The sequence below is a fragment of the Streptomyces sp. NPDC003247 genome, from assembly GCF_042888135.1.
Classification (GTDB): Bacteria; Actinomycetota; Actinomycetes; order Streptomycetales; family Streptomycetaceae; genus Streptomyces.
Genome location: NZ_JBIAPF010000001.1, coordinates 252,504 through 274,030, shown reverse-complemented (window position 1 = coordinate 274,030; position 21,527 = coordinate 252,504). Strand labels below are relative to the sequence as shown.

At 75.0% G+C, this 21,527-nt stretch carries 17 protein-coding genes; 9 read left to right on the top strand and 8 right to left on the bottom strand.

Going from position 1 to position 21,527, the window contains the following annotated elements; all coding sequences use genetic code 11:
• Positions 1-481: 481 nt before the first annotated feature.
• Complete coding sequence (locus ACFYWQ_RS01175; RefSeq protein ID WP_389511667.1) at positions 482-1,300, bottom strand: adenosylcobinamide-GDP ribazoletransferase; 819 nt, start codon at positions 1,298-1,300, stop codon at positions 482-484.
• Between the two features lie 61 nt (positions 1,301-1,361).
• Between ACFYWQ_RS01175 and ACFYWQ_RS01170 the strand changes: the two genes are divergently transcribed.
• A complete protein-coding gene (locus ACFYWQ_RS01170; protein WP_389511666.1) occupies positions 1,362-2,123 on the top strand; it encodes a hypothetical protein in 762 nt (253 codons plus the stop codon).
• On the opposite strand, the gene ACFYWQ_RS01165 is transcribed toward ACFYWQ_RS01170, so the two are convergent.
• From ACFYWQ_RS01165 to cobT, 3 genes are all read right to left on the bottom strand, one after another.
• The gene (locus ACFYWQ_RS01165) at positions 2,024-2,872 is read right to left on the bottom strand and encodes a hypothetical protein (RefSeq protein ID WP_389511665.1); all 849 of its coding nucleotides are present in this window, start codon (positions 2,870-2,872) and stop codon (positions 2,024-2,026) included. The two genes, ACFYWQ_RS01170 and ACFYWQ_RS01165, sit on opposite strands and share 100 nt — an antisense overlap.
• Positions 2,869-4,596 carry a phosphatidylglycerol lysyltransferase domain-containing protein gene (locus ACFYWQ_RS01160; RefSeq protein ID WP_389511664.1) on the bottom strand — a complete coding sequence of 576 codons (1,728 nt, stop codon included), beginning with the start codon at positions 4,594-4,596 and terminating at the stop codon, positions 2,869-2,871. The genes ACFYWQ_RS01165 and ACFYWQ_RS01160 overlap by 4 nt, the downstream gene beginning before the upstream one ends.
• 100 nt (positions 4,597-4,696) lie before the next feature.
• Complete coding sequence (gene cobT, locus ACFYWQ_RS01155; RefSeq protein ID WP_389511663.1) at positions 4,697-5,833, bottom strand: nicotinate-nucleotide--dimethylbenzimidazole phosphoribosyltransferase; 1,137 nt, start codon at positions 5,831-5,833, stop codon at positions 4,697-4,699.
• A gap of 151 nt (positions 5,834-5,984) precedes the next feature.
• On the opposite strand from cobT, the gene ACFYWQ_RS01150 reads away from it, so the two are divergent.
• A complete protein-coding gene (locus tag ACFYWQ_RS01150; protein WP_389511662.1) occupies positions 5,985-6,956 on the top strand; it encodes a class I SAM-dependent methyltransferase in 972 nt (323 codons plus the stop codon).
• 311 nt (positions 6,957-7,267) lie between these two features.
• Here ACFYWQ_RS01150 and ACFYWQ_RS01145 read toward each other — a convergent pair whose 3' ends face one another.
• Entirely contained in the window at positions 7,268-8,476 is a 1,209-nt protein-coding gene (locus tag ACFYWQ_RS01145; protein ID WP_389511661.1) for a bifunctional adenosylcobinamide kinase/adenosylcobinamide-phosphate guanylyltransferase, read from the bottom strand.
• A 161-nt stretch (positions 8,477-8,637) separates the two neighbouring features.
• Between ACFYWQ_RS01145 and ACFYWQ_RS01140 the strand changes: the two genes are divergently transcribed.
• Complete coding sequence (locus tag ACFYWQ_RS01140) at positions 8,638-8,853, top strand: hypothetical protein (protein ID WP_389511660.1); 216 nt, start codon at positions 8,638-8,640, stop codon at positions 8,851-8,853.
• A gap of 225 nt (positions 8,854-9,078) precedes the next feature.
• On the opposite strand, the gene ACFYWQ_RS01135 is transcribed toward ACFYWQ_RS01140, so the two are convergent.
• The 3 genes from ACFYWQ_RS01135 to ACFYWQ_RS01125 all read right to left on the bottom strand — a co-directional run bounded on the left by ACFYWQ_RS01135 (position 9,079) and on the right by ACFYWQ_RS01125 (position 12,020).
• Positions 9,079-10,167 carry a S1C family serine protease gene (locus tag ACFYWQ_RS01135; RefSeq protein WP_389511659.1) on the bottom strand — a complete coding sequence of 363 codons (1,089 nt, stop codon included), beginning with the start codon at positions 10,165-10,167 and terminating at the stop codon, positions 9,079-9,081.
• A 438-nt stretch (positions 10,168-10,605) separates the two neighbouring features.
• The gene (locus tag ACFYWQ_RS01130; protein WP_389511658.1) at positions 10,606-11,307 is read right to left on the bottom strand and encodes a methyltransferase domain-containing protein; all 702 of its coding nucleotides are present in this window, start codon (positions 11,305-11,307) and stop codon (positions 10,606-10,608) included.
• Between the two features lie 83 nt (positions 11,308-11,390).
• Positions 11,391-12,020: a DUF3043 domain-containing protein gene (locus ACFYWQ_RS01125; protein ID WP_389511657.1), complete on the bottom strand. Its 630-nt coding sequence runs from the start codon at positions 12,018-12,020 to the stop codon at positions 11,391-11,393.
• Positions 12,021-12,291: 271 nt separating this feature from the next.
• Here ACFYWQ_RS01125 and ACFYWQ_RS01120 point away from each other — a divergent pair, with 271 nt between their 5' ends.
• From ACFYWQ_RS01120 to ACFYWQ_RS01095, 6 genes are all read left to right on the top strand, one after another.
• The gene (locus ACFYWQ_RS01120) at positions 12,292-13,089 is read left to right on the top strand and encodes a PspA/IM30 family protein (protein ID WP_389511656.1); all 798 of its coding nucleotides are present in this window, start codon (positions 12,292-12,294) and stop codon (positions 13,087-13,089) included.
• 34 nt (positions 13,090-13,123) lie between these two features.
• Positions 13,124-13,402, top strand: a complete 279-nt coding sequence (locus ACFYWQ_RS01115) for a hypothetical protein (RefSeq protein WP_389511655.1) — start codon at positions 13,124-13,126, stop codon at positions 13,400-13,402.
• Positions 13,403-13,774: 372 nt separating this feature from the next.
• Complete coding sequence (locus ACFYWQ_RS01110; RefSeq protein WP_389511654.1) at positions 13,775-15,067, top strand: sensor histidine kinase; 1,293 nt, start codon at positions 13,775-13,777, stop codon at positions 15,065-15,067.
• Positions 15,064-15,744, top strand: coding sequence for a response regulator (locus ACFYWQ_RS01105; protein WP_389511653.1), 681 nt, complete (start codon positions 15,064-15,066; stop codon positions 15,742-15,744). Before ACFYWQ_RS01110 ends, ACFYWQ_RS01105 begins: the two co-directional genes overlap by 4 nt.
• Positions 15,745-15,878: 134 nt before the next feature.
• Positions 15,879-18,980: an efflux RND transporter permease subunit gene (locus tag ACFYWQ_RS01100; protein WP_389511652.1), complete on the top strand. Its 3,102-nt coding sequence runs from the start codon at positions 15,879-15,881 to the stop codon at positions 18,978-18,980.
• A 305-nt stretch (positions 18,981-19,285) separates the two neighbouring features.
• Complete coding sequence (locus tag ACFYWQ_RS01095) at positions 19,286-21,511, top strand: PQQ-binding-like beta-propeller repeat protein (RefSeq protein ID WP_389511651.1); 2,226 nt, start codon at positions 19,286-19,288, stop codon at positions 21,509-21,511.
• Positions 21,512-21,527: the final 16 nt, after the last annotated feature.

The following is a 21,527-nucleotide window of genomic DNA, read 5'->3' as shown; positions in this document are numbered from 1 at the left end:
ACCGGCGCACCCGCTTCCGGCCTGTGACGGGCTTCCGCCCGGAGCGCGGGGTTCCGCCGGACTGGCCGGGACGCGACCTGCCGGTCCTGCTGGGGCGTGGTCTGCCGGGTTGTCCGGGATGTGATCTGCCGGTGGTGCTGGGACGCGGCCCGCCGGACCGTCCAGGACGCGAACTGCCGGACCGTCCGGGACGCGATCCGCCGGGCTCGGCCCGCGGGGGTGTCCCGCCGGGCTCGGCCCGCGGTGTGTTCTGCCGGGCTCGGTCCGCAGGGTGTCCGCCGGGTTCAGCCCGAGGGGTGTCCTGCCGGGCTGTCCGGGGGCGAGCGGCGGGCGGGCGGGTGACCCGCCGGGCGGGCGGTTCGCGGGGTGGTCCGTGAGGCGGGGGGCGTGAGGCGGTGGCGTGGGGCGGTGGCGTGGGGCGGTGGCGTGGGGCGGTGGCGTAGGGCGGTGGCGTGGGGCGGTGTGGTCCGTGGGGTGGGGTTCAGCCGCCCAGGCAGAGGGCCACGAGCGCCGTCGTGGTCGCCGTCTCCGCGAGGCCGCCGAAGACGTCGCCGGTGACCCCGCCGAAGCGCCGTACGCAGCGGCGCAGCAGGAGTTCGGCGCCGGCCAGGGCGAGGACGACGGCGAGGGCCGTGCGGACGGCGTCGTACGGGCCGATGAGCGCGCCGGCGGCCGCCGCGGCGGCGGTGACGGCGGCCACCGCGGCCGACGCCGCCCGCACCGGCACCACCCCGGCCACGGCCGCCCCCAGCCCCTCCGGCCGGGCGGCGTCGACCCCGGCGCGGGCGGCCAGGGTGAGCGCCAGCCGCCCCGCGACCGCCGCGACGACGGCCGCGAGCGCGCCGCGCGCCCAGGAGGCGCCGTACAACTGCGCCAGCGCCGCCGCCTGGGCGAGCAGGACGAGGACCAGCGTGAGCACGCCGAACGGCCCGATGTCCGACTGCTTCATGATCCGCAGCGCGTCCTCGGCGGGCCTGCCGCTGCCCAGCCCGTCCGCGGTGTCGGCCAGCCCGTCGAGATGCAGCCCACGGGTGAGTACGGCGGGTACGGCGACGGAGGCGACGGCGGCGAGCAGGGGGCCCGCGCCCAGCAGCAGCGCCGCCCACCCGGCCCCGGCCGCGCAGCCGCCGACGACCAGCCCGGCCACCGGGGCGCCGAGCATGCCGCCGCGCGCGGCGGCACGGTCCCAGCGGGTCACCCGGACCGGGAGCACGGTGAGCGTGCCGAAGGCGAAACGGAGTCCGTCGAGGCGGGAGGGCGCGGGGAGCGGGGGAGGCGGGGGAGGCGGGGTCGTGGACACCGGCGCAGGTTACCGGGCGGTCGGGCGGGCACCCCCGGGGGACGGGGATGAGAATGCGCTTATGGGACATTGGGTGCAGCGGAACATCGTCGAGCCGGGCAAGCTCCCGCTGCTCCTCGCCCTCGCCGCCTTCGTCCTGACCTTCCTGGTCACCCGTGCCGTCACCCGTCTGATCCGCGCCGGGCGGGGCCCGTTCGGCAACGTCAGCGCGGGTGGACTGCACGTCCACCACGTGGTCCCGGGCGTCGTCCTGACCGTGCTCGGCGGTTTCGGCGCGGTGGCGAGCGGCCGGAACGGCTTCGGCGCGGCCGCCTTCGCGATCGTCTTCGGCGTCGGCGCCGGGCTCGTCCTGGACGAGTTCGCGCTGGTCCTGCACCTCGACGACGTGTACTGGACGGCGGCGGGCCGCAAGAGCGTCGAGGTCGTCGTCCTGACGGCCGCCCTGGTGGGGCTGGTCCTGGTGGGGTTCTCGCCGTTCGGCGTCAACGACGTCGGCCCGGACGAGCGGCAGGACCGCGGGAGCGTGATCTCGACCGTGGTGCTCAACTTCCTGTTCGCCCTGGGGGTCCTGAGCAAGGGCAAGGGCCGGATGGCGATCTTCAGCGTGATCGTCCCGTTCGTCGGCCTGATCGGCTTCGTCCGCCTGGCCCGCCCCGGATCCTGGTGGGCCCGCCGCTTCTACCGCCGCCGCCCCCGGGCGCGCGCGAGGGCGGCGCTGCGCGCCTACCGGCACGACCGGCGGTGGGCGCGGCCGAGGCGGGTGGTGGGGGACTGGCTCGGCGGCAAGACGGACGCGGAGCTGCGCTCCGCCGGGCGGGGGTGAGGGCGCTCGTCGGGCGGGGGCTCGTCGGGCGGGGGCTCGTCGGGCGGGGTGAGGGTGCGCCGGGTGCCGCCGGTGCGCGGCGGGCACCGAGCGGGAACGAAGCGGCGCCGCCCCGCCCGCACGACCCCGCACCCCACCACCACGCCCGCGATGGCCGCCAGGTGCTCCTTGCCCGCCAGGTTCGCCTTCAGGAGCACCTCGACGACCATCGCCACGACGACCGCGCCGGCCGTGGCGTACGCGCGGTACCGGTGGCCGAGGAGGACCGCGAGACCCACCACCGCCGCCGAGGGGCCGGTGTCGACCACCTGGGCGTCGGAGGCGGGCAGGCCCAGGAGGCGGCCCGGGCCGAGGGCGACGCCCACGCGCGCGTACAGCGAGCCGCTGAGGGTGGCGGCGTACGCGACGAGGAGGGTAGGCCGCCGGCCCAGGCAGATCTCCGCGAGGCCGAAGACGCACAGGACCTGCGCGAGGGCGCCCCAGACCGGCAGGTCCGGCGCGGGCACGAACAGCGACAGCGGGGTGCGCAGCAGGGCCGCCCCCAGCGGGTCCTCGGCCCGCACCACGCCCACGGACCCCACGAACGCGTGGCCCCAGCCCTGGTTCTGCACGGCGTGCAGGGCCGCCGTCAGGCACACCGCCCCGAGCGTCATCGGGACCGCCCGCCACCGCTCGGCCAGGAGCGGCCCGCGCACGGCGGCGCCCAGCGGCCCCCACTCGGTGCGGGCCCAGCGGGCGAGCGGGTTCACCGGCGGGCCCCCAGGCGCGTACGGCGCGGCCGCCCGGCCGGCACCGGCGGCTCCAGGAAGCCCTCCGCCCGCGCCGACGCCAGGCCGATGCGGAGCAGGTCCGCGCTCTTCTCGAAGAGCAGGAAGCGGGGCTCCCAGGCGGGCCGGTACTTGGCGTTGGCGCGGTACAGCGACTCGATCTGCCACCACCGGGAGAAGAAGCCGAGCAGCGACCGCCACAGCCTCAGCACCGGCCCGGCGCCCAGGCGGGAGCCGCGCTCGAACACCGACCGGAACATCGCGAAGTTCAGCGACACCTGGGTGACGCCGAGGCCGCGGGCGCGCCGCAGCAGCTCGATGACCATGAACTCCATCAGTCCGTTGTCGGAGTCCCGGTCCCGCCGCATCAGATCGAGCGACAGCCCGTGCGGCCCCCACGGGACGAAGGACAGCAGGGCCCTGAGGCGGCCCTCGGCGTCGGTGCACTCCACCATCACGCACCGCCCGTCCTCCGGGTCCCCGAGCCGCCCCAGCGCCATGCTGAACCCGCGCTCGGCCGCCCCGTCCCGCCACTCGTCGGCGCGCCGCACCAGGTACGCCGTCTCGTCGGCGGCGATGTCCTCGTGCCGCCGGATCCGCACGGCGTACCCGGCCCGCCGCACCCGGTTGTGGGCCTGTCGGACCGTCCGCATGGCCCGCCCCTCCAGGGTGAACTCGGCGACCTCCACGACCGCCTCGTCGCCGAGTTCGAGGGCGTCCAGGCCGTGCCGGGCGTAGACCGTCCCGGCCTCCTCGCTCGCCCCCATCACCGCCGGGATCCAGCCGTGCGAGCGGGCCTCGGCGAGCCACGGCCCGATCGCCCCCGGCCAGGCCTCGGGGTCCCCGAGCGGGTCCCCGGACGCCAGGGACACCCCGCCGACCACCCGGTAGGCGACGGCGGCCTTCCCGGTCGGCGACCAGCGCACGCTCTTCTCCCGGCGCAGCGCGAAGTAGCCCAGCGAGTCCCGCTCCCCGTGCCGGTCGAGCAGTTCCCGCAGCCGTTTCTCGTCGTCCGCGGTGAGGGGGTCGACGGCCCGCCGGGAGCGGAAGGCGGCGTACAGGACGGCGAGGACGAGGAGCGTGCTGAGGACGTTCACGGCGACGTCGACCCAGGTGGGCGGGGAGATCTGGGGGAACAGGTGGTCGTCGGCGACCGAGACCAGCCGCAGCGCGCCGTAGCGCCAGCGGTCGAGGAAGGTGGACGGGCCGGGGGCACGGTCGGTGAGGGTCACCAGCAGCGAGGCCAGCAGCGAGGCGCCGAGCAGCCCGCCGGCGCCGACGGCCGCGGCGAGCCTCGGATTGGCGCGGTCGCCCTTGGCGTAGAACTCCGCGCGTCCGACGAGCAGCGCGGCGACGAAGGCGGCGGTCAGGGCGAGGGAGACCCAGTTCTGGGGGTACCGCCGGATCTCCGGGAACGCCATGGCGGGGCCGAGCAGTGCGAGGAACGCGCCGCTCAGACCGAGGTTGAGGATCCACGCGGCCCGTTTGCGGCGCCGCATGGTGACGGCCAGGAACGCGGTGAAGACACCGGGGGCGAACCCGGCCGTCAGCAGGTAGGGGGTGAAGAAGTCGGCCTGGTTGTGCCGGCGCACGTCCTGCCCCAGGGAGACCCATACCGCGCTGAGCAGGTTGACGAAGGCGACGGCCCGCAGATACCAGACGGTGAAGGCGGCGGCCCGACGGGAAGCGATCCGGACATCTCCCATGACATGTGATCATATGGGCGCCGATCCGGCGAACCGCTCTTCTGCCGCCTCCGCCGGTGCCGCCCCGTCAGCCGTCCGGCCCACGCCCGCACGGCTCCGGTCAGGACGCCGAGGACGCCTCCGACTCCTCGGGCTCGTCCGACCCCTTCGGCTCGTCCGCCCCCTCGGGCTCGTCCGCCGTTTCCGGCTTCGCCTGCTTCTCCGGCAGCTCGGCGGCCAGCGCCGCCGCGGCCTGCACCAGGGGCAGCGCGAGCAGGGCGCCCGCGCCCTCGCCCACGGTCACGCCCTGGTCCAGCAGCGGCTCCAGCGCCATCCGGTCCAGCGCCTTGGCCTGCCCCGGCTCGCCGCTGCGCTGCCCCGCCAGCCACCAGTCGGGCGCCCGGAAGGCGATCCGCTGCCCGACCAGCGCGCACGCCGCCGTCACGACCCCGTCCAGGACCACGGGCACCTTCCGCACGGCGCACTGGAGCAGGAAGCCCGTCATCGCGGCGAGGTCGGCACCCCCGACGGTCGCCAGCAGCTGCAACTGGTCCCCGAGCACCGGCCGGGCCCGCCGCAGCGCGTCGCGGATCGCCGCGCACTTGCGCATCCACGCCAGGTCGTCGATCGCCTCCCCGCCCCGCCCGGTCACCACGGACGCGTCGGTCCCGCACAGTGCGGCGACCAGCACGCCCGCCGCCGTGGTGCCGCCCACGCTCACATCGCCGAGCACGACCAGATCCGTACCGGAGTCCGCCTCCTCGTCGGCGACGGCGACCCCGGCCAGGAAGGCGGCCTCGGCCTCCTGCGCGGTCAGCGCGTCCTCGACGTCGATACGGCCGCTGCCGCGCCGCACCCGATGCCGTACGACGTCCTCGGGGAACGCGTCCGGCTCGCAGTCCAGCGCCATGTCCACGACCCGCACCGGAACCCCGAGCCGGCGCGCCAGCACCGCCGACGGGCGGCCGCCCTCCAGCACCTCCCGCACCAGCTGCCCGGCGCCGCCCGCGGGCCGGGCGGAGACGCCGAGCGCGGCGATCCCGTGGTCGCCGGCGAACAGCACCACCCGCGGCCGCTCCACCGGGCGCACCGGCACCGCGCCCTGCGCCGCCGCCAGCCACTCACCCAGGTCGTCGAGGCGCCCCAGCGCCCCGGCCGGGACGATCCGGCGGTCCCGGTACGCCTCCGCGTCGCGCCGCACCCCGCCGTCGGGGCGCTCGATCAGATCGGTGAAGTCGTCGAGATTAAGCGAGCTCATTCGCCGAACAGTACCGGCACCGAACGAACGGTTCCGCGCCACACCGCCACCCCGTCCGCACGGCGTCTTTGCACCCATCATCGTGATCCCATACGTTCCGTTTTGCTACGGATTGCCGCATGGTTCGCCCGCCCTCCCACCGGAGCCGCTCATGCCCCCCAGGCCCATCCACGAGCCGCGCCGCGACGACTGCCCCTGGTGCGGCTCCAGACGCCTGCGCACCCGGCTGCGCGCTCCGGACCTGCTGCACCACAGACCGGGCACCTTCACCGTCGACGAGTGCCGGGACTGCGCCCACGCCTTCCAGAACCCCCGCCTGACCCCGGAGGGGCTCGCCCTCTACCGGCGCGGCCCGGACGAGGAGTTCCCCACGGTCCCCACCCACCGCGCCCTCACCGACCGCGCCCTCGCGGTCCGCACCCGCCGCCGCCGTCTGCGGGCCGTCGCCCGGACGATGCTGCCGTTCGGGGAGCCGGAGAGCTGGCTGGACGTGGGCACGGGCCACGCCCTCTTCCCGGAGGCCGCGCGGACGATGTTCCCGTACACGGCGTTCGACGGCCTCGACCCCACCCCGACGGTGGAACGGGCGCGGCTGGCGGGCCGCGTCGAGGAGGCCCACGTCGGGCACCTCACCACCCCGGGCGTCACCGCGCGCCTGCGCGCCCGCTACGACGTCGTCAGCATGCTCCACCACCTGGAGCACACCCACGACCCCCGCGAGGAACTGCGCGCCGCCCTCACCGTCCTCCGCCCCGGCGGTCACCTCCTCCTCGAAGTCCCCGACCCGCGCAGCGCGTTCGCCGCCCTCCTCGGCAAGTGGTGGCTGCCGCACGGCCAGCCCCGCCACGTCCACCTGATGCCGCTGCCCAACCTCCGCACCGAACTGGAGGGCCAGGGCTGCACCGTCCTCACCGCGGACCGCCGCGCCCCCCACCTCCCCCACGACCTGTCGGCGGCGCTCTCCCTCTCCCTGGCCCGCGCCGTCCCGCCGAACCGCCCCGGCCTCCTGCGCGGGGCGGCCGCCCTGGTGCGGACGGCGACCGTGCTCGACCACACCCTGGCCCCGCTCCTGTGCCGCACCCGCTTCTCGAACGCGTACCGGCTCATCGCCCGGAAGGGATGAGCACACGGCGGAACACCGCACTCCACTCCGCACTCCACTCCGCGCCCCACCCCGCACTCCACTCCGCGCCCCATCCCGCACTCCACTCCGCGTCCCACCCCGCACTCCACTCCGCGCGCCACCCCACTCCGCGCGCCACCCCGCCCGGCCCGTCCGCCCTGCCCGGCCCATCCGCCCTGCCCGGCCCGTCCGCCCTGCCCGGCCCGTCCGCCCTGCCCGGCCCGTCCGCCCTGCCCGGCCCGTCCGCCCTGCCCGGCCCGTCCGCCCTGCCCGGCCCATCCGCCCCGCCGGGCCCGTCCGCCCCGCCCGTCTCACCCCCGCAGCACCACCGCCTGCCCCGCCACCACCAGCACCACCTGCTCGCACTCCGCCGCGATCGCCGCGTTCAGCCGCCCCAGCTCGTCGCGGTACCGCCGCCCGGACGCCGTGGCCGGGACGATGCCCGAGCCGACCTCGTTGGAGACCAGCACGACCGTCCGCCGGGTGGCCCGCACGGCGGATGCCAGCTCCGCGACCCGGGACCGCAGCGCGCGCTCGCCCCCGTCCGCCCACACCGCGTCGTCCCACGCCCCCACGGCGTCCATCGCGTCCGTCAGCCACAGCGACAGACAGTCGATCAGCAGCGCGGGACCGTCCAGCCCCAGCAACGGCACCAGGTCGCACGTCTCGGCCGTACGCCACGAACCCGGCCGCCGCTCCCGGTGCGTCAGGACCCGTTGCGCCCACTCGGTGTCCCCGCCGCGCGAACCGCCCGTCGCGACGTACAGCACGCCGGGGAAGGACTCCAGCCGTCGCTCCGCCTCCACCGACTTGCCCGACCTGGCCCCGCCCAGCACCAGCGTCCGCCGGGGCACGTCCGGCACGTCCTCGTACGCCCCCACCGCCAGCGTCGACCCGTCGGGCACCGCCCGCGCCCCCGCCGCCGCGAGCCGCCGCCGCGACTCCGGCCCCGGCGGTACGTCGTGGTCCAGGTGCACGGCGAGGACGTCGGTCGTCGGCCCCACCGCGCCCACCGCCCGCAGTTTCGCCAGCGCGTCCGGCCGCCCCATGACGTCCAGGAGGACCATGGCGTACCGCTCGGCCGGCTCCGCCCCGTCCTCCAGACCGGCCGGCGCTCCCCCCGGCGGCAGGTACAGCAGCCGTTGCCCGTCCGGTCCCGTCACCGCGTACCCCGTGCCCGGCGCGTCCATCGCCACCGCCCGCACCCGATGCCCCGTCAGCAGCGTCAACTCCCGTCCGTCCGGCACCCGCCCGGGCTGCGGCAGCCCGGCCGGCACCTCGACGGGCGGCCCGTCGTGCGGATGCGACAGCAGCACCTGCCGTACGCCGGCCAGCGAACGCCCGGCGCGGGCGGCGGCGAACGCCGCACCCGGCGTCAGGTCCAGCAGCAGCGAGCCGTCCACGAGCACCGCGGTCGCCGCCCGCGCGTCCACGCCGAGCGAGGCCGCGCAGGCCGCGCAGGGACAGTCGGGGCGGGGCAGGCCCGCGGGGGCACCGGTACCGAGCAGCGTCACTTCCACGAACCGATTTTCGCCGCTCGCCCTCCGCCCCGCGCGCCCGGTACCCCCGATCATGGCGGCCCGTTCCCGCCCGGCGCACCGGCCGAGCGCATAGGCTCTGAGCAGGAGCCGGACCGAGATCCGGCTCCCGCTCTGCAGGTACCGACGCGTTGGAGGCGTACATGGCGGCATGGACGTGGCGTTTCGAGAAGGCCGACGGGACGGAGGTCGAGCCCGCGGTGCAGCCCGAGGATTTCACCACGCAGGGGGACGCCGAGTCCTGGATCGGGGAGCACTGGAAGGACCTGCTCGAAGGCGGCACGGACCAGGTGCGGCTGTTCGAGGACTCCACCGAGATCTACGGCCCGATGAGCCTGCGCGCGGCCGAGGCGTCCTAGACGACAGGGCCCGGCGCGGGCCCGGCGGGACCTGACCGGGGCGGGCCGGACCTGACCGGGGCGGGCCGGACCTGACCGGGCGGGCCGGACCTGACCGGGCGGGCCGGACCTGACCAGGCGGGTCGGCACGGACCGGGGGGCCAGCACTGACCGCAGGGACCAGGACGGACCGGGGTGGACCGGGGCGGCCACCCCGGTCCGGTGTTCCGCCGCGTCCCGTTCCCGTCAGTCCGGCGGCCCCTCCTGCTCGCCCAGCGTCACCTCCACGGTCCGCTCCCGGCCGTCGCGCGTGAACGTCACCGTCGTGCGCTGTCCGGGCCGCTGCGCGGCCAGCGCCTCGGAGAGCGAGGTGATGGTGGTGACGCCGGTGTCCCCCAGCGCGGTGATGACGTCCCCGGCCTCCAGGCCGGCCCGGTCCGCCGCGCCCCCGCCGGTCACCTCCACGACGGCCACCCCGGCGGGCCGGAACTCCGCGTCCACGTAGGTCCGTCCGGTGATGCCGAGCGCCGCCCGGCCGGACGCGGTCACCCTGCCGTCCCTGACGATCTGGTCGGCGAGCGACCGCACCGTCGACGCCGGGATCGCGAACCCGATGCCGGGCGCCGCGCTGTCGCCGAACCCCGGGTCGACCGCGGCGAGCGTCGGGATGCCGATCACCTGACCGTCCAGACCGACCAGCGCGCCCCCGCTGTTGCCGGGGTTGATGGCCGCGGACGTCTGCACCATGTTGGTGAGCGTCGCCCCCGTACCCCCTTCCGCGCCGCCCTCGGTGACGGTCCGTCCGGTCGCCGAGACGATGCCCTGCGTCACGCTCGACGACAGCCCCAGCGGCGAGCCCATCGCGAGGACGATCTGCCCGACCTCGACCTTCGCGGAGTCCCCGAAGGTCGCCGGCCGCAGCCCGTCGGGCGCCCGGTCCAGCTTGACGACGGCGAGGTCCTGCTCCGGGTACGAGTAGACGACGGTCGCGGCGAGCGCCGACCGGCTGGTGGCGGTGGTCACCTCCAGCGTTCTCGCGACGCCGACCACGTGCGCGTTGGTGACGATGTGTCCCTGGTCGTCGTAGACGACGCCCGAGCCCAGGCCGTTGCCGGTCCGCAGCTGCACGACCGACGGCAGAACGTCCTTGATCACCTTCTGGTAGGCGTCCTCCAGGTCGTCCGCCCGCGTGACGACCTCGCGCCGTACGGACTGCCGGGTCGCCGTCTCCCCGCCCGAGGACCCGGCGGCGGAACAGCCGGCGATCAGCGCGAGGGCGCACACCCACACGGCCGGGGCCGGCCGGCGGACACGGGGAGGGGAGGAAGCATCCATGTCCCGAGTCTTCCCGCGGGTCGGGTGCCCGGCCCGCCCTGATCACCCGAAAGAGCGCCACCGACCGTCTCCGGCACCGGCCCCCGAGGACCGCGCCACGACCTGCCGTGGCCGTGCCCGGCGTGCCTCAGTGGTGGGCGGCGTCCCGCAGTGCGCGGCGCGGTGTCCCGCCGCTCCCGCGGTCAGCCGGTGCATCGGCCCCCGGGGACCGCGCCGCGACTTGCCGCGGCCGCGCCCGGTGTGTCTCAGTGGCGGGCGGCGCCCTGTAGTGCGCGAGGCGGTGTGCGCGCCGTTCCCGCGTGCAGTCGGTGCACCGGCCCCCGGAGACCGCGCCACGACCTGCCGCGGCCGTGCCCGGTGTGCCTCAGCGGGCGGCGTCTCGCAGTGCGCGGCGCGGTGTGCGCGCCGCTTCCGTCGTCGGCCGCCGGTGCCGGCCGCTCAGCCCCGTACCCCGCACAGGTGGAGCAGCGCCGCCACACCCCGGTAGGGATCCGTGCGCCCGGCCCGTTCCTCCACGGCCAGCAGCGTCTCCACGTCGTCCGGGGGCTGCGCCTCGTCGGCCGCCGTGTCGGTGAAGACCCGCACGCCGTACCAGGCCTGAAGGGGTGCGCCGATGCCGGCGAGTGTCGCGGTCAGCGTCTCGCGCCGGTCCGCGCGGACGTCCAGACCCAGCCGGTTGGTGTAGGAGACGCTGTCGAAGGCGGCCAGGGCGCCCGCCCAGTCGCCGGCCAGACCGGGCCGCATGGCCAGCCCGTCGGCGTTGCGGACCAGCAGCGACAGCAGCCCGCCCGGGGCGAGCACACGGGCGAGACCCGCCAGCAGCGGGTCCGGCTCCTCCACGTACATGAGCACGCCGTGGCAGAGCACCACGTCGAAACTGCCGGGCAGGAAGTGCACCCCCGTGTCCCGGCCGTCGCCCTCGAAGATCCGCATCCGCTCCCGGATGCCCTCCGGCTCCCCGGACAGCGCCTCACGGGCCGCCGCGATCATCGTCGCGTCCTGCTCCAGGCCGGTCACCTGGTGACCGAGCCGGGCCAGCCGCAGCGCCTGCGTGCCCTGGCCCATCCCCACGTCGAGCACCCGCAGCCGCTGCCCGACCGGATACCGCCCGGCTATCTGCTCGTCGAGCTGCCGGGCCACCAGCTCCTGCCGTACGACGTCACGCAGCCCGCCCAGCTTGTTCAGCCAGGCCTCGGCCGCCCCCCCGGAGAACGCAGCAGTGCTCAGGGCCGCTCCCCGCGCTTGACCAGTGGCTTGGGCAGCCGGAGCCGGCGCATCTGGAGGGAGCGCATCAGCGCGTAGGCCACCGCGCCCCGGCGGTTCTGGTCGGGGAAGCGCTCGGCCAGCCGCTTCTTCAGACGGAACCCGGTGACGATCGAGTCCAGCACGATCAGCACGATCACCACGAGCCACAGCAGCAGCGCGATGCTCTGCAACGACGCCACCTGGATCATGCTCAGCACGAGGATGACCACGGCCATGGGCAGGAAGAACTCCGCCACGTTGAACCGCGAGTCGATGAAGTCGCGCGCGAACTTGCGGACCGGGCCCTTGTCACGGGCCGGCAGATACCGCTCGTCGCCGCCGGCCAGCGCCTGGCGCTGACGCTCCAACTGGGCTCGGCGCTCGTCGCGCTGCCGCTTGGCGGCCTCCTTACGCGTCACCGGCGTGTTGGCCACGCTGCGGCGCTGGGACTGGGCCTGACTGCGCTTGGGCGTCGGCCGGCCCTTGGGGGCCTGCGGGTCTCGGGTTTGCTTGGAGTCGGTCACCGTCGCCTTGTCGGCGACCGGTGCCTTCTCTTCCTTGGCACGGCTACGGAACACAAAACCCAAGGGTAAGCGCTCCCCCCGCATGGACCCCAGCCCGAAGGGGAACGATCCGGCAACACCGGTCGTCCGAACAAGGGAAGGACCTGGGACAGACCGGGGGAGAGGGGGCAGCCGGTGGCCTGACGCCACCCGGAAGGTCACCTACTCCTCACGCCGGAGCAGGGCCTTGGTCAGTCGTCCTTGGGGAGGAGCGCATCCGCCCCCGAACAGTGCGTCAATGGAAGCAGGGCCCGTACTGTGGGTTCTGTCGCAGACCGGTGAGCTGGAGTCCGTCAGAAGGGGGCGCGCGAAGCCCATGAGCGGTGTCATGAAGCGTATGGGGATGATCTTCCGCGCGAAGGCGAACAAAGCCCTTGACCGGGCCGAGGACCCTCGCGAGACTCTCGACTACTCGTACCAGAAGCAGCTGGAACTCCTCCAGAAGGTCCGCCGCGGCGTCGCCGACGTCGCCACCTCCCGCAAGCGCCTGGAACTCCAGCTGAACCAGCTCCAGTCGCAGTCCTCCAAGCTGGAGGACCAGGGCCGCAAGGCGCTCGCCCTCGGCCGGGAGGACCTCGCCCGCGAGGCACTCTCCCGCCGCGCCGCCCTCCAGCAGCAGGTCACCGACCTGGAGACACAGCACGCGACGCTCCAGGGCGAGGAGGAGAAGCTCACCCTCGCGGCTCAGCGGCTCCAGGCCAAGGTCGACGCCTTCCGGACGAAGAAGGAGACCATCAAGGCCACCTACACCGCCGCCCAGGCCCAGACCCGCATCGGCGAGGCCTTCTCCGGCATCTCCGAGGAGATGGGCGACGTCGGCCTGGCCATCCAGCGCGCCGAGGACAAGACCGCCCAGCTCCAGGCCCGCGCCGGCGCCCTCGACGAGCTCCTCGCCTCCGGCGCCCTGGACGACCCCACCGGCCTGGCCAAGGACGACATCCAGGCCGAGCTGGACCGGCTCTCCGGTGGTACGGATGTAGAGCTGGAGCTCCAGCGCATGAAGGCCGAGCTCGCCGGAGGCGGCTCCGCCGGGCAGCAGGCCATCGAAGGTGGCACGAGCCAGTCGCAGCCCCAGCAGCAGCCACAGGACACCCCGCGCTTCGACAAGCAGTAGCCCGGCGCCGGGGACCGGAGCCGAGGAGGGCGACATGATCGTGCGGATCATGGGGGAGGGCCAGCGGACGGTGGCCGACTCCCACTTCGCCGAGCTGAGCAGGCTCGACGACGAACTGCTCGAGGAGATGGAAGGCGGCGACGAGGAAGGCTTCCAGCGCACGCTGGGCGCCCTGCTGGACGCCGTCCGCCGCCTCGGCGTGCCTCTGCCGGACGCCTCCCTGGAACCCTCGGAGCTGATCCTCCCGGCCCCCGACGCCAGCCTGGAGGAGGTGCGGGAGATGCTCGGCGACGACGGGCTGATCCCGGGCTGATCCCGGGCTGATCCCGGGCTGATCCCGGGCTGATCCCGGAGTGAGACCCCGTCGCCGCGGGGCTCGGGGCGGGTCCCCGTCACCGTCCCCGCCCCCGGCAGCGGTTCGGCGGCGTCCGTCGGCGGGTTTCCGGTGCAGGCCACGGCATTCCAGCCCGTCCGGCGTCCGAGGACGAGGCCCGTCCAGGGCCGACGCGGGGGTCCGAGGCCGACGCGGGGGTCCGGGGCGGCAGCCCCCGGCGAAACGCCCGCCTCGCGGCAACCCCCTACGACGCGCCCGCCTCGCGGCAACCCCCCGGCGACCCGCCCGCCTCCGGCACCCCCCGGCGACACGCCCGCACCGAGCGACGGTCATCCCGAGAAGGTACGGCCCTTGACCCCCCTGGCCCGAGCCCACCGCCGGCTCACCGCACACCCCCTCGCCCTCGACGCCGCCCTCGCCGCCGCCGTCCTCCTGTGCATGCTGGCCGGCTCCTTCGTGGACCCGCGCGAGCAGGGCGTCAGCTGGGAGCTGCGCACCCCGGACCCGCTGAGCCTGCTGCTGATCGTCCTCGGCGCCGCGGCCCTCGTGCTGCGCCGCCGCGCCCCCCGGACGGTCCTCGCGGTCACCGGCGTCCTCTCCGTGGTCGAGTCCGTCACCGGCGACCCCCGCGCGCCCGTCGCCATGGCCGCCGTCGTCGCCCTCTACACCGTCGCCTCCACCACCGACCGCCCGACGACCCTGCGGGCCGGCCTGCTCACCACGACGGTCCTCACCGGCACGGCGATGCTCGCCGGCCCCCTGCCCTGGTACGCCCAGGACAACCTCGCCCTCCTCGCCTGGACCGGCATCGGCGCCACCGCGGGCGACGCCGTCCGCAGCCGCCGCGCCGTCGTCCAGGCCATCCGCGAACGCGCCGAGCGGGCGGAACGCACCCGTGAGGAGGAGGCCCGCCGCCGGGTCGCCGAGGAGCGACTGCGCATCGCCCGCGACCTGCACGACGTGGTCGCCCACCACATCGCCCTGGTCAACGTCCAGGCCGGAGTCGCCGCCCACGTCATGGACAGACGTCCCGACCAGGCCAAGGAGGCCCTGGCGCACGTCCGCGAGGCCGGCCGCTCCGCGCTCGACGAACTGCGGGCCACCGTCGGCCTGCTGCGCCAGTCCGGGGACCCCGAGGCCCCCACCGAACCGGCCCCCGGCCTGGACCGCCTCGACGACCTCGCCGGCACCTTCCGCAGCGCCGGACTCCCGGTCGAGGTCGCCCGCGCCGACCACGACACCCGGCTTCCGGCCGCCGTCGACCTCGCCGCCTACCGCGTCATCCAGGAGGCCCTGACCAACGTGCGCAAGCACGCGGGACCGCACGCCAGGGCGGAGGTCAGCGTCGTCCGGGTGGGACCCCGTATCGAGGTCACCGTCCTCGACGACGGCCCCGGCGACGCCACCGGCTCCGGCGACGCCACCGGCTCCGGCTCCGGCGAGGCCACCGGCTCCGGCGAGGCCACCGGTCCCGGCGAGGCCACCGGCCCCCCGGACGGCGGCGGTCACGGCCTGCTCGGCATGCGGGAACGCGTCACCGCCCTGCGTGGCACCCTCACCACCGGGCCCCGCTACGGGGGCGGCTTCCGCGTCCATGCCATCCTTCCGCTCGACACCCCCAGCGCCTCCGAGGACCCCGCATGACCATTCGCGTCCTGCTCGCCGACGACCAGGCGCTGCTGCGCAGCGCCTTCCGCGTGCTCGTCGAGTCCGAGCCCGACATGGAGGTCGTCGGCGAGGCGTCCGACGGAGCGGAGGCGGTGCGGCTGGCCAAGGAACGTCAGGCGGACGTCGTCCTGATGGACATCCGCATGCCCGGCACCGACGGACTCGCCGCGACCCGGCTGATCAGCGCGGACCCGGCGCTCGCCCGGGTCCGCGTGGTGATCCTGACGACCTTCGAGGTCGACGACTACGTCGTGCGGTCGCTGCGCGCGGGCGCCTCCGGGTTCCTCGGCAAGGGCAGCGAGCCGGAGGAGCTCCTCAACGCCATCCGGGTCGCCGCGGCCGGCGAGGCCCTGCTCTCCCCGGCCGCCACCAAGGGCCTGATCGCCCGCTTCCTCGCCCAGGGCGACGCCGACGGCGACCGCGACCCGGCCCGGGCGCAGCGCCTGGACGCGCTCACCGGGCGCGAGCGCGAGGTCCTCGTCCAGGTCGCCGGCGGCCACTCCAACGACGAGATCGCCGAACGCCTCCGGGTCAGCCCGCTGACCGTGAAGACGCACGTCAACCGGGCCATGGCCAAGCTGGGCGCCCGCGACCGCGCCCAGCTCGTGGTGATCGCGTACGAGTCCGGACTGGTCCGTCCGAGGGTGGAGTGATCCCCGCCGGCCGTACTGCGCCCGGAGTATGCGCCGTATAAGGAAACCGACCTGGGGCCTACGGAACCACCCGCCCCGATGCCACAGGGTGAAGGGGCCACTTCTGTCGCTCCCAGAAGAGAGAACCTCCACCCATGTCCTGGCTGTCGAGATTCAGCCTCGCGCAACGGGCCCTGATCGGCCTGATGTCCATCATCGCGATCGTGTTCGGCGCGATCGCGATCCCCCAGCTCAAGCAGCAGCTGCTGCCGACCATCGAACTGCCGGTGGTGTCCGTGCTCGCCCCCTACCAGGGCGCCTCCCCGGACGTCGTCGAGAAGCAGGTCGTCGAGCCGGTCGAGGCCGGTCTCGAAGCTGTCGACGGCATCACCGGCGTCACCTCCACGGCGAGCGAGGGCAACGCCGTGATCATGGCGTCCTTCGACTACGGCAGCGACACCGACCGGCTCGTGGCCGACGTCCAGCAGGCCGTCAACCGGGCCCGGGCCCAGCTCCCGGACTCCGTGGACCCGCAGGTCGTCGCCGGTTCCACGGACGACATACCGACCGTGGTCCTCGCCGTCACCTCCGACCGGGACCAGCAGGCGCTCGCCGACCAGCTCGACCGGACCGTCGTCCCGGCGCTGGAGGACATCGACGGCGTCGGCCAGGTCACCGTCGACGGTGTGCGCGACCTCCAGGTCTCCGTCACCCCCGACGACGTGAAGCTGGCGCGGGCCGGCCTGACGACGCAGTCCCTCGCCCTGGCGCTCCAGGCGGGCGGCGCGACCGTCCCGGCGGGCTCCTTCGACGAGGCCGGATCCAACCGCACCGTCCAGGTCGGCGGCGGCTTCACCTCGCTGGAGCAGATCCAGGACCTGATGATCGCGGGCACGGCCGGTGCGAAGCCGGTGCGGCTCGGTGACGTGGCCGGCGTGCAGCAGGAGGAGGCCCCGGCCGACTCGATCACCCGTACCGACGGCAGGCCCAGCCTCGCCGTCTCCGTCACCATGGACCACGACGGCAGCGCGGTCGCCATCTCCGACGCCGTCGAGGACAAGCTGCCCGGGCTGCGCGAGGACCTCGGCTCCGGCGCGTCGGTCACGGTCGTCAGCGACCAGGGCCCGGCGGTGTCGAAGTCCATCGAGGGCCTGACGACGGAGGGCGCGCTCGGCCTGCTCTTCGCGGTGCTCGTCATCCTGGTCTTCCTGGCGTCGGTCCGCTCGACGCTGGTGACCGCCGTGTCGATCCCCCTGTCGGTCGTGCTGGCGCTGATCGTGCTGTGGACGCGCGACCTGTCGCTGAACATGCTGACGCTGGGCGCCCTGACCATCGCCATCGGCCGGGTCGTCGACGACTCGATCGTCGTCCTGGAGAACATCAAGCGCCACCTCGGCTACGGCGAGGAGCGCCAGGCCGCGATCCTCACCGCGGTGCGCGAGGTGGCCGGCGCGGTCACCTCCTCCACCCTGACCACGGTCGCCGTGTTCCTGCCGATCGGCCTGGTCGGCGGCATGGTGGGCGCGCTGTTCGGCTCGTTCAGCCTCACCGTGACGGCGGCCCTGCTGGCCTCCCTCCTGGTCTCGCTGACGGTCGTCCCGGTCCTGTCGTACTGGTTCCTGCGCGCCCCCAAGGGCACCCCCGAGGACGCCGAGGAGGCCCGCCGGGCCGCGGAGGAGAAGGAGGCGAAGAGCCGCCTCCAGCGTTTCTACGTCCCCGTCCTGCGGTTCGCGACCCGGCGCCGGCTGACCAGCGTGGCCCTCGCCGTCGTCGTCCTGACCGGCACCTTCGGCATGGCGCCCCTGCTGAAGACCAACTTCTTCGACCAGGGCGAGCAGCAGGTCCTGACGGTCAAGCAGGAGCTGGCGCCGGGCACCGGCCTGGCGGCGACCGACGCCCAGGCCGAGAAGGTCGAGCACCTGCTCGCCGACGTCGACGGGGTGAAGGACTACCAGGTCACCGTGGGCTCCTCCGGCTTCCTCGCGGCCTTCGGCGGCGGCACGGACACCAACCAGGCGTCGTACCAGGTGATGCTGGAGGACTCGGCGTCCTTCGAGGACGTGCGGGACCGCATCGAGGCCGGGCTGAAGAAGCTCGACGGCATCGGCTCGACCACCGTCGCCGCCGGTGACGGCTTCGGCAGCCAGGACCTGAGCGTCGTCGTGAAGGCGGCCGACGGCGACGTGCTGCGGAAGGCGGCGGAGCAGGTCCGCGAGGCGGTGGCCGGGCTGGACGACGTCACCGACGTCACCAGCGACCTGTCGCAGAGCGTGCCGCGGATCTCCGTGCGGGCGAACGCCCGGGCCGCGGCGGCCGGTTTCGACCAGCAGACGCTGGGCGCGGCGGTCGCGCAGGCGGTCCGCGGCACGACGGCGGCGAAGGCGGTCCTGGACGACACCGAGCGGGACGTCGTCATCACGTCGGCGAAGCCGGCCCGGACGCTGGCGCAGCTGAAGGCCCTGCCGCTGGGCAAGGTGACGCTGGGCGACATCGCGACCGTGCGGCTGGTCGACGGCCCCGTCTCGATGACCCGCATCGACGGTCAGCGCGCGGCCACCGTCACCGCCCGGCCCACCGGCGACAACACCGGCGCGGTGAGCGCCGACCTCCAGTCGCGGATCGACGGGCTGACGCTCCCGGCGGGCGCGACGGCCGAGATCGGCGGCGTCACGCAGGACCAGGACGACGCGTTCGTCAACCTCGCCCTGGCGATGCTCGCGGCGATCGCGATCGTCTTCATGCTGCTGGTGGCGACCTTCCGGTCGCTCGCCCAGCCGCTGATCCTGCTGGTCTCCATCCCGTTCGCGGCCACCGGCGCGATCGGTCTGCTGCTCGTCACCGGCACCCCGATGGGCGTCCCGGCGATGATCGGCATGCTGATGCTGATCGGCATCGTGGTGACCAACGCGATCGTGCTGATCGACCTCATCAACCAGTACCGCCGCCAGGGGTACGGCGTCGTCGAGGCCGTCGTCGAGGGCGGCCGCCACCGTCTGCGCCCCATCCTCATGACGGCCCTCGCGACCGTGTTCGCCCTGCTGCCGATGGCCCTGGGCGTCACGGGGGAGGGCGGCTTCATCGCCCAGCCCCTGGCGGTGGTCGTCATCGGCGGCCTGATCACCTCGACGCTCCTCACCCTGCTGCTCGTGCCGACGCTCTACGCGATGTTCGAGCTGCGGAAGGAGCGCCGGGCGGCGAAGCGGGCGGCCAAGCGGCGGCCGGAGCCGGAGAAGACGCCGGAGCCGGCGGGCGTGTAGCCCCGGGGGTGTCCCCCGGGGAAGCCCCCTGGGGGCGGGGGCTGTGCGTCGGCGGTCGGCTGCGGGCCGTCGGTGGCTGGTCGCGCAGTTCCCCGCGCCCCTGGGGGGTTGGTGCCTGCGGCGTCGGCAGGTGGGCCCCGGTTCCCGCGCCCCTGGGGGGCGGTCCGTGTGCCTGTCCCCCGCAGGGCGCCGGGGCGTCGTCGTACTGCGGTCGGGGCAAGGCGGCCTGTTCGGCACTTCTTCTTGTGCGGGGTGTACCTATCCTGTGAGCTCGAACTGCTCTGCGGGGGAGGGGGATCGGGGCGGTGCCACTGCACAGGGACGATCCGCGGTCGGTCGGCGGGTACCGGGTCGTGGACCGGTTGGGCTCGGGCGGGATGGGGGTCGTCTACCGGGGCAGGTCGAGGTCCGGCCGGGAGGTCGCCGTCAAGGTGGTGCACGCCCAGTACGCCGAGGACCCGGTCTTCCGCACCCGTTTCCGTCAGGAGATCGAGGCCGTCCGCAAGGTGAGCGGTGCCTTCACCGCCCCGGTGGTCGACGCGGACCCCGACGCCGTACGGCCCTGGATGGCCACCCAGTACGTCCCGGCGCCCACGCTCTCCGCCCGGATCCGGGCCGACGGCCCGCTGCGGGGCGCGGAGCTGCGGCGGCTCGCGCTGGGTCTGGTGGAGGCGCTGGGGGACATCCACCGGGCCGGGGTCGTCCACCGCGATCTCAAGCCCGCGAACGTCCTGGTGGCCGAGGACGGCCTGCGCGTCATCGACTTCGGCATCTCCCGGGCCGCCGAGAACCAGACGTTGACGGAGACCGGGAAGGCGATCGGCACCCCGCCGTTCATGTCCCCGGAGCAGTTCACCGACGCCCGTTCGGTGGGCCCCGCGTCGGACGTCTTCTCGCTCGGGGCGCTGCTGGTGTTCGCGGCGACGGGACGCGGCCCGTTCGACGCCGACAGCCCCTACCTCACGGCGTACCGGGTGATGAACGAGCAGCCGGAGCTGGAGTCGGTGGCCGAGCCGCTGCGCGCGGTCCTGGCCCGCTGTCTGGCCAAGGACATCGCCGACCGGCCCGGACTCGACGAACTGGCGCGGGAGTTCGCGGTCGCGCTGCCCGAACCCGCGCCGGGTGACGCGCACACGGTGACGCTGCGGCTGACCCCGGCGGCGGGGGAGTCCCGTACGCCGACCGAGGTGGACGGGGCGTCGGGCCGTCCCGCACCGCGGACCCGCCCGCGCCGCCTGCCGGCCGTGGCCGTCGCGGCCGGCGTGCTGGCCGTCGCGCTCACGGCGTACCTCTTCCTCGGCCCGCTGCGGGACGGCGGCGCCGCGGAGGCGGAGGGATCGGCGAGCCCCTCGGCGTCCCCGGCGTCGCGCTGGGAGGCGCTCCCGGCCGGCTGGCAGCCCTGGCGGACGACGCTGTTCGAGCCCGCGGCCCGCGGCGAGGAACCGCTGCGCGACACCTCCGACGGACTACCGGTCTGCCGGTTCGGCGAGGGCGCCCTGTTCTGCGGCGGCGACACCGTCCTGCCGGTCCGCCTGGACGCCCTGACCGGAAAGACGGTCTGGCGGGCCGCGTCCGTGCCGGCCACGGTGGAGCCCGACGCGTACGCCTCCTGGATCCTCGACGTGCGGGACGGCACGGTGCTCGTCCGGCAGACCCTCACCGATCCCCCCACGGGCGAGACCGAGAGCGACCTCCTCATCGCCCTCGACGCGGTGACCGGGAAGCGGCTGTGGTCCCGCGAGATGAACGGCGAGAACATCGAACCCGCGGTCGTCGGGGACCTGGTCCTGACCCCGGACGGCGACGGCCGCTCGCTGACCGCCCGCGCCCCGCGCGACGGCGCCGAGCGCTGGACGACGACCCTGCCCGCCGGGTACTACTGCGGCGTCCACGACATCGGCGGCCGCCCCTACGCGGACTGCACCGCCTACGACTCCGGCGCCCCCCGGCTCCTCGCGCTCGACCCGGCCGACGGCACCCGGCGGAGCCTGCCGTCCCTGCCGCAGGACGCCAGTTACGTGGGCTCCCTCGATGACCGCCTGGTCTTCGCGGAGTGGCTGGACGAGGAGGGCGCGATGGAGATGGCGTACTCGCGGCTCCAGCTCGTCGACCCCGACACCGGCGCCCGGACGGCGACGAAGCTGGCGCAGGTGTTCCGCGGGACGGCGACCATGGTGAACGGCACGCTCTGGTTCGCCACCTCCAGCGGCCAGGTGACGGCCGTGTCGCCCACCACGGGCAAGCAGCTGTGGCAGACCCGGACGAGCCTGGAGCAGCCGGGCGAGCCCGTGGCCGACGGCCGGGGCCGCACCGTCTACCTGGCGAGCGCCAGCGGGCGGGTGGCGGCGCTCGACGCCCGTGCGGGCACGTTGCTGTGGGAGTCCTTCCCGCGCGCCGACCACGTGGCCAGCGGCGGCTTCCCTTCGCCCGGGGTGTTCGTGCACGAGGGCGCGCTGCTGGTGTCGACCCCGGACGGCACGGTCTTCAGCGTCGACCCGGCCCACCCCGACCGGGGTACGGCGTCGGAGTGACGGCACTCCGACGCCG

Excerpts from the sequence above, each read along its gene's own strand:
- ACFYWQ_RS01170 (WP_389511666.1), top strand. The coding sequence starts at position 1,362 with ATGGGACATTGGGTGCAGCGGAACATCGTCGAGCCGGGCAAGCTCCCG.
- ACFYWQ_RS01160 (WP_389511664.1), bottom strand. The coding sequence starts at position 4,596 with ATGGGAGATGTCCGGATCGCTTCCCGTCGGGCCGCCGCCTTCACCGTC.
- cobT (WP_389511663.1), bottom strand. The coding sequence starts at position 5,833 with ATGAGCTCGCTTAATCTCGACGACTTCACCGATCTGATCGAGCGCCCC.
- ACFYWQ_RS01150 (WP_389511662.1), top strand. The coding sequence starts at position 5,985 with ATGCCCCCCAGGCCCATCCACGAGCCGCGCCGCGACGACTGCCCCTGG.
- ACFYWQ_RS01140 (WP_389511660.1), top strand. The coding sequence starts at position 8,638 with ATGGCGGCATGGACGTGGCGTTTCGAGAAGGCCGACGGGACGGAGGTC.
- ACFYWQ_RS01135 (WP_389511659.1), bottom strand. The coding sequence starts at position 10,167 with ATGGATGCTTCCTCCCCTCCCCGTGTCCGCCGGCCGGCCCCGGCCGTG.
- ACFYWQ_RS01125 (WP_389511657.1), bottom strand. The coding sequence starts at position 12,020 with ATGCGGGGGGAGCGCTTACCCTTGGGTTTTGTGTTCCGTAGCCGTGCC.
- ACFYWQ_RS01120 (WP_389511656.1), top strand. The coding sequence starts at position 12,292 with ATGAGCGGTGTCATGAAGCGTATGGGGATGATCTTCCGCGCGAAGGCG.
- ACFYWQ_RS01115 (WP_389511655.1), top strand. The coding sequence starts at position 13,124 with ATGATCGTGCGGATCATGGGGGAGGGCCAGCGGACGGTGGCCGACTCC.
- ACFYWQ_RS01105 (WP_389511653.1), top strand. The coding sequence starts at position 15,064 with ATGACCATTCGCGTCCTGCTCGCCGACGACCAGGCGCTGCTGCGCAGC.
- ACFYWQ_RS01100 (WP_389511652.1), top strand. The coding sequence starts at position 15,879 with ATGTCCTGGCTGTCGAGATTCAGCCTCGCGCAACGGGCCCTGATCGGC.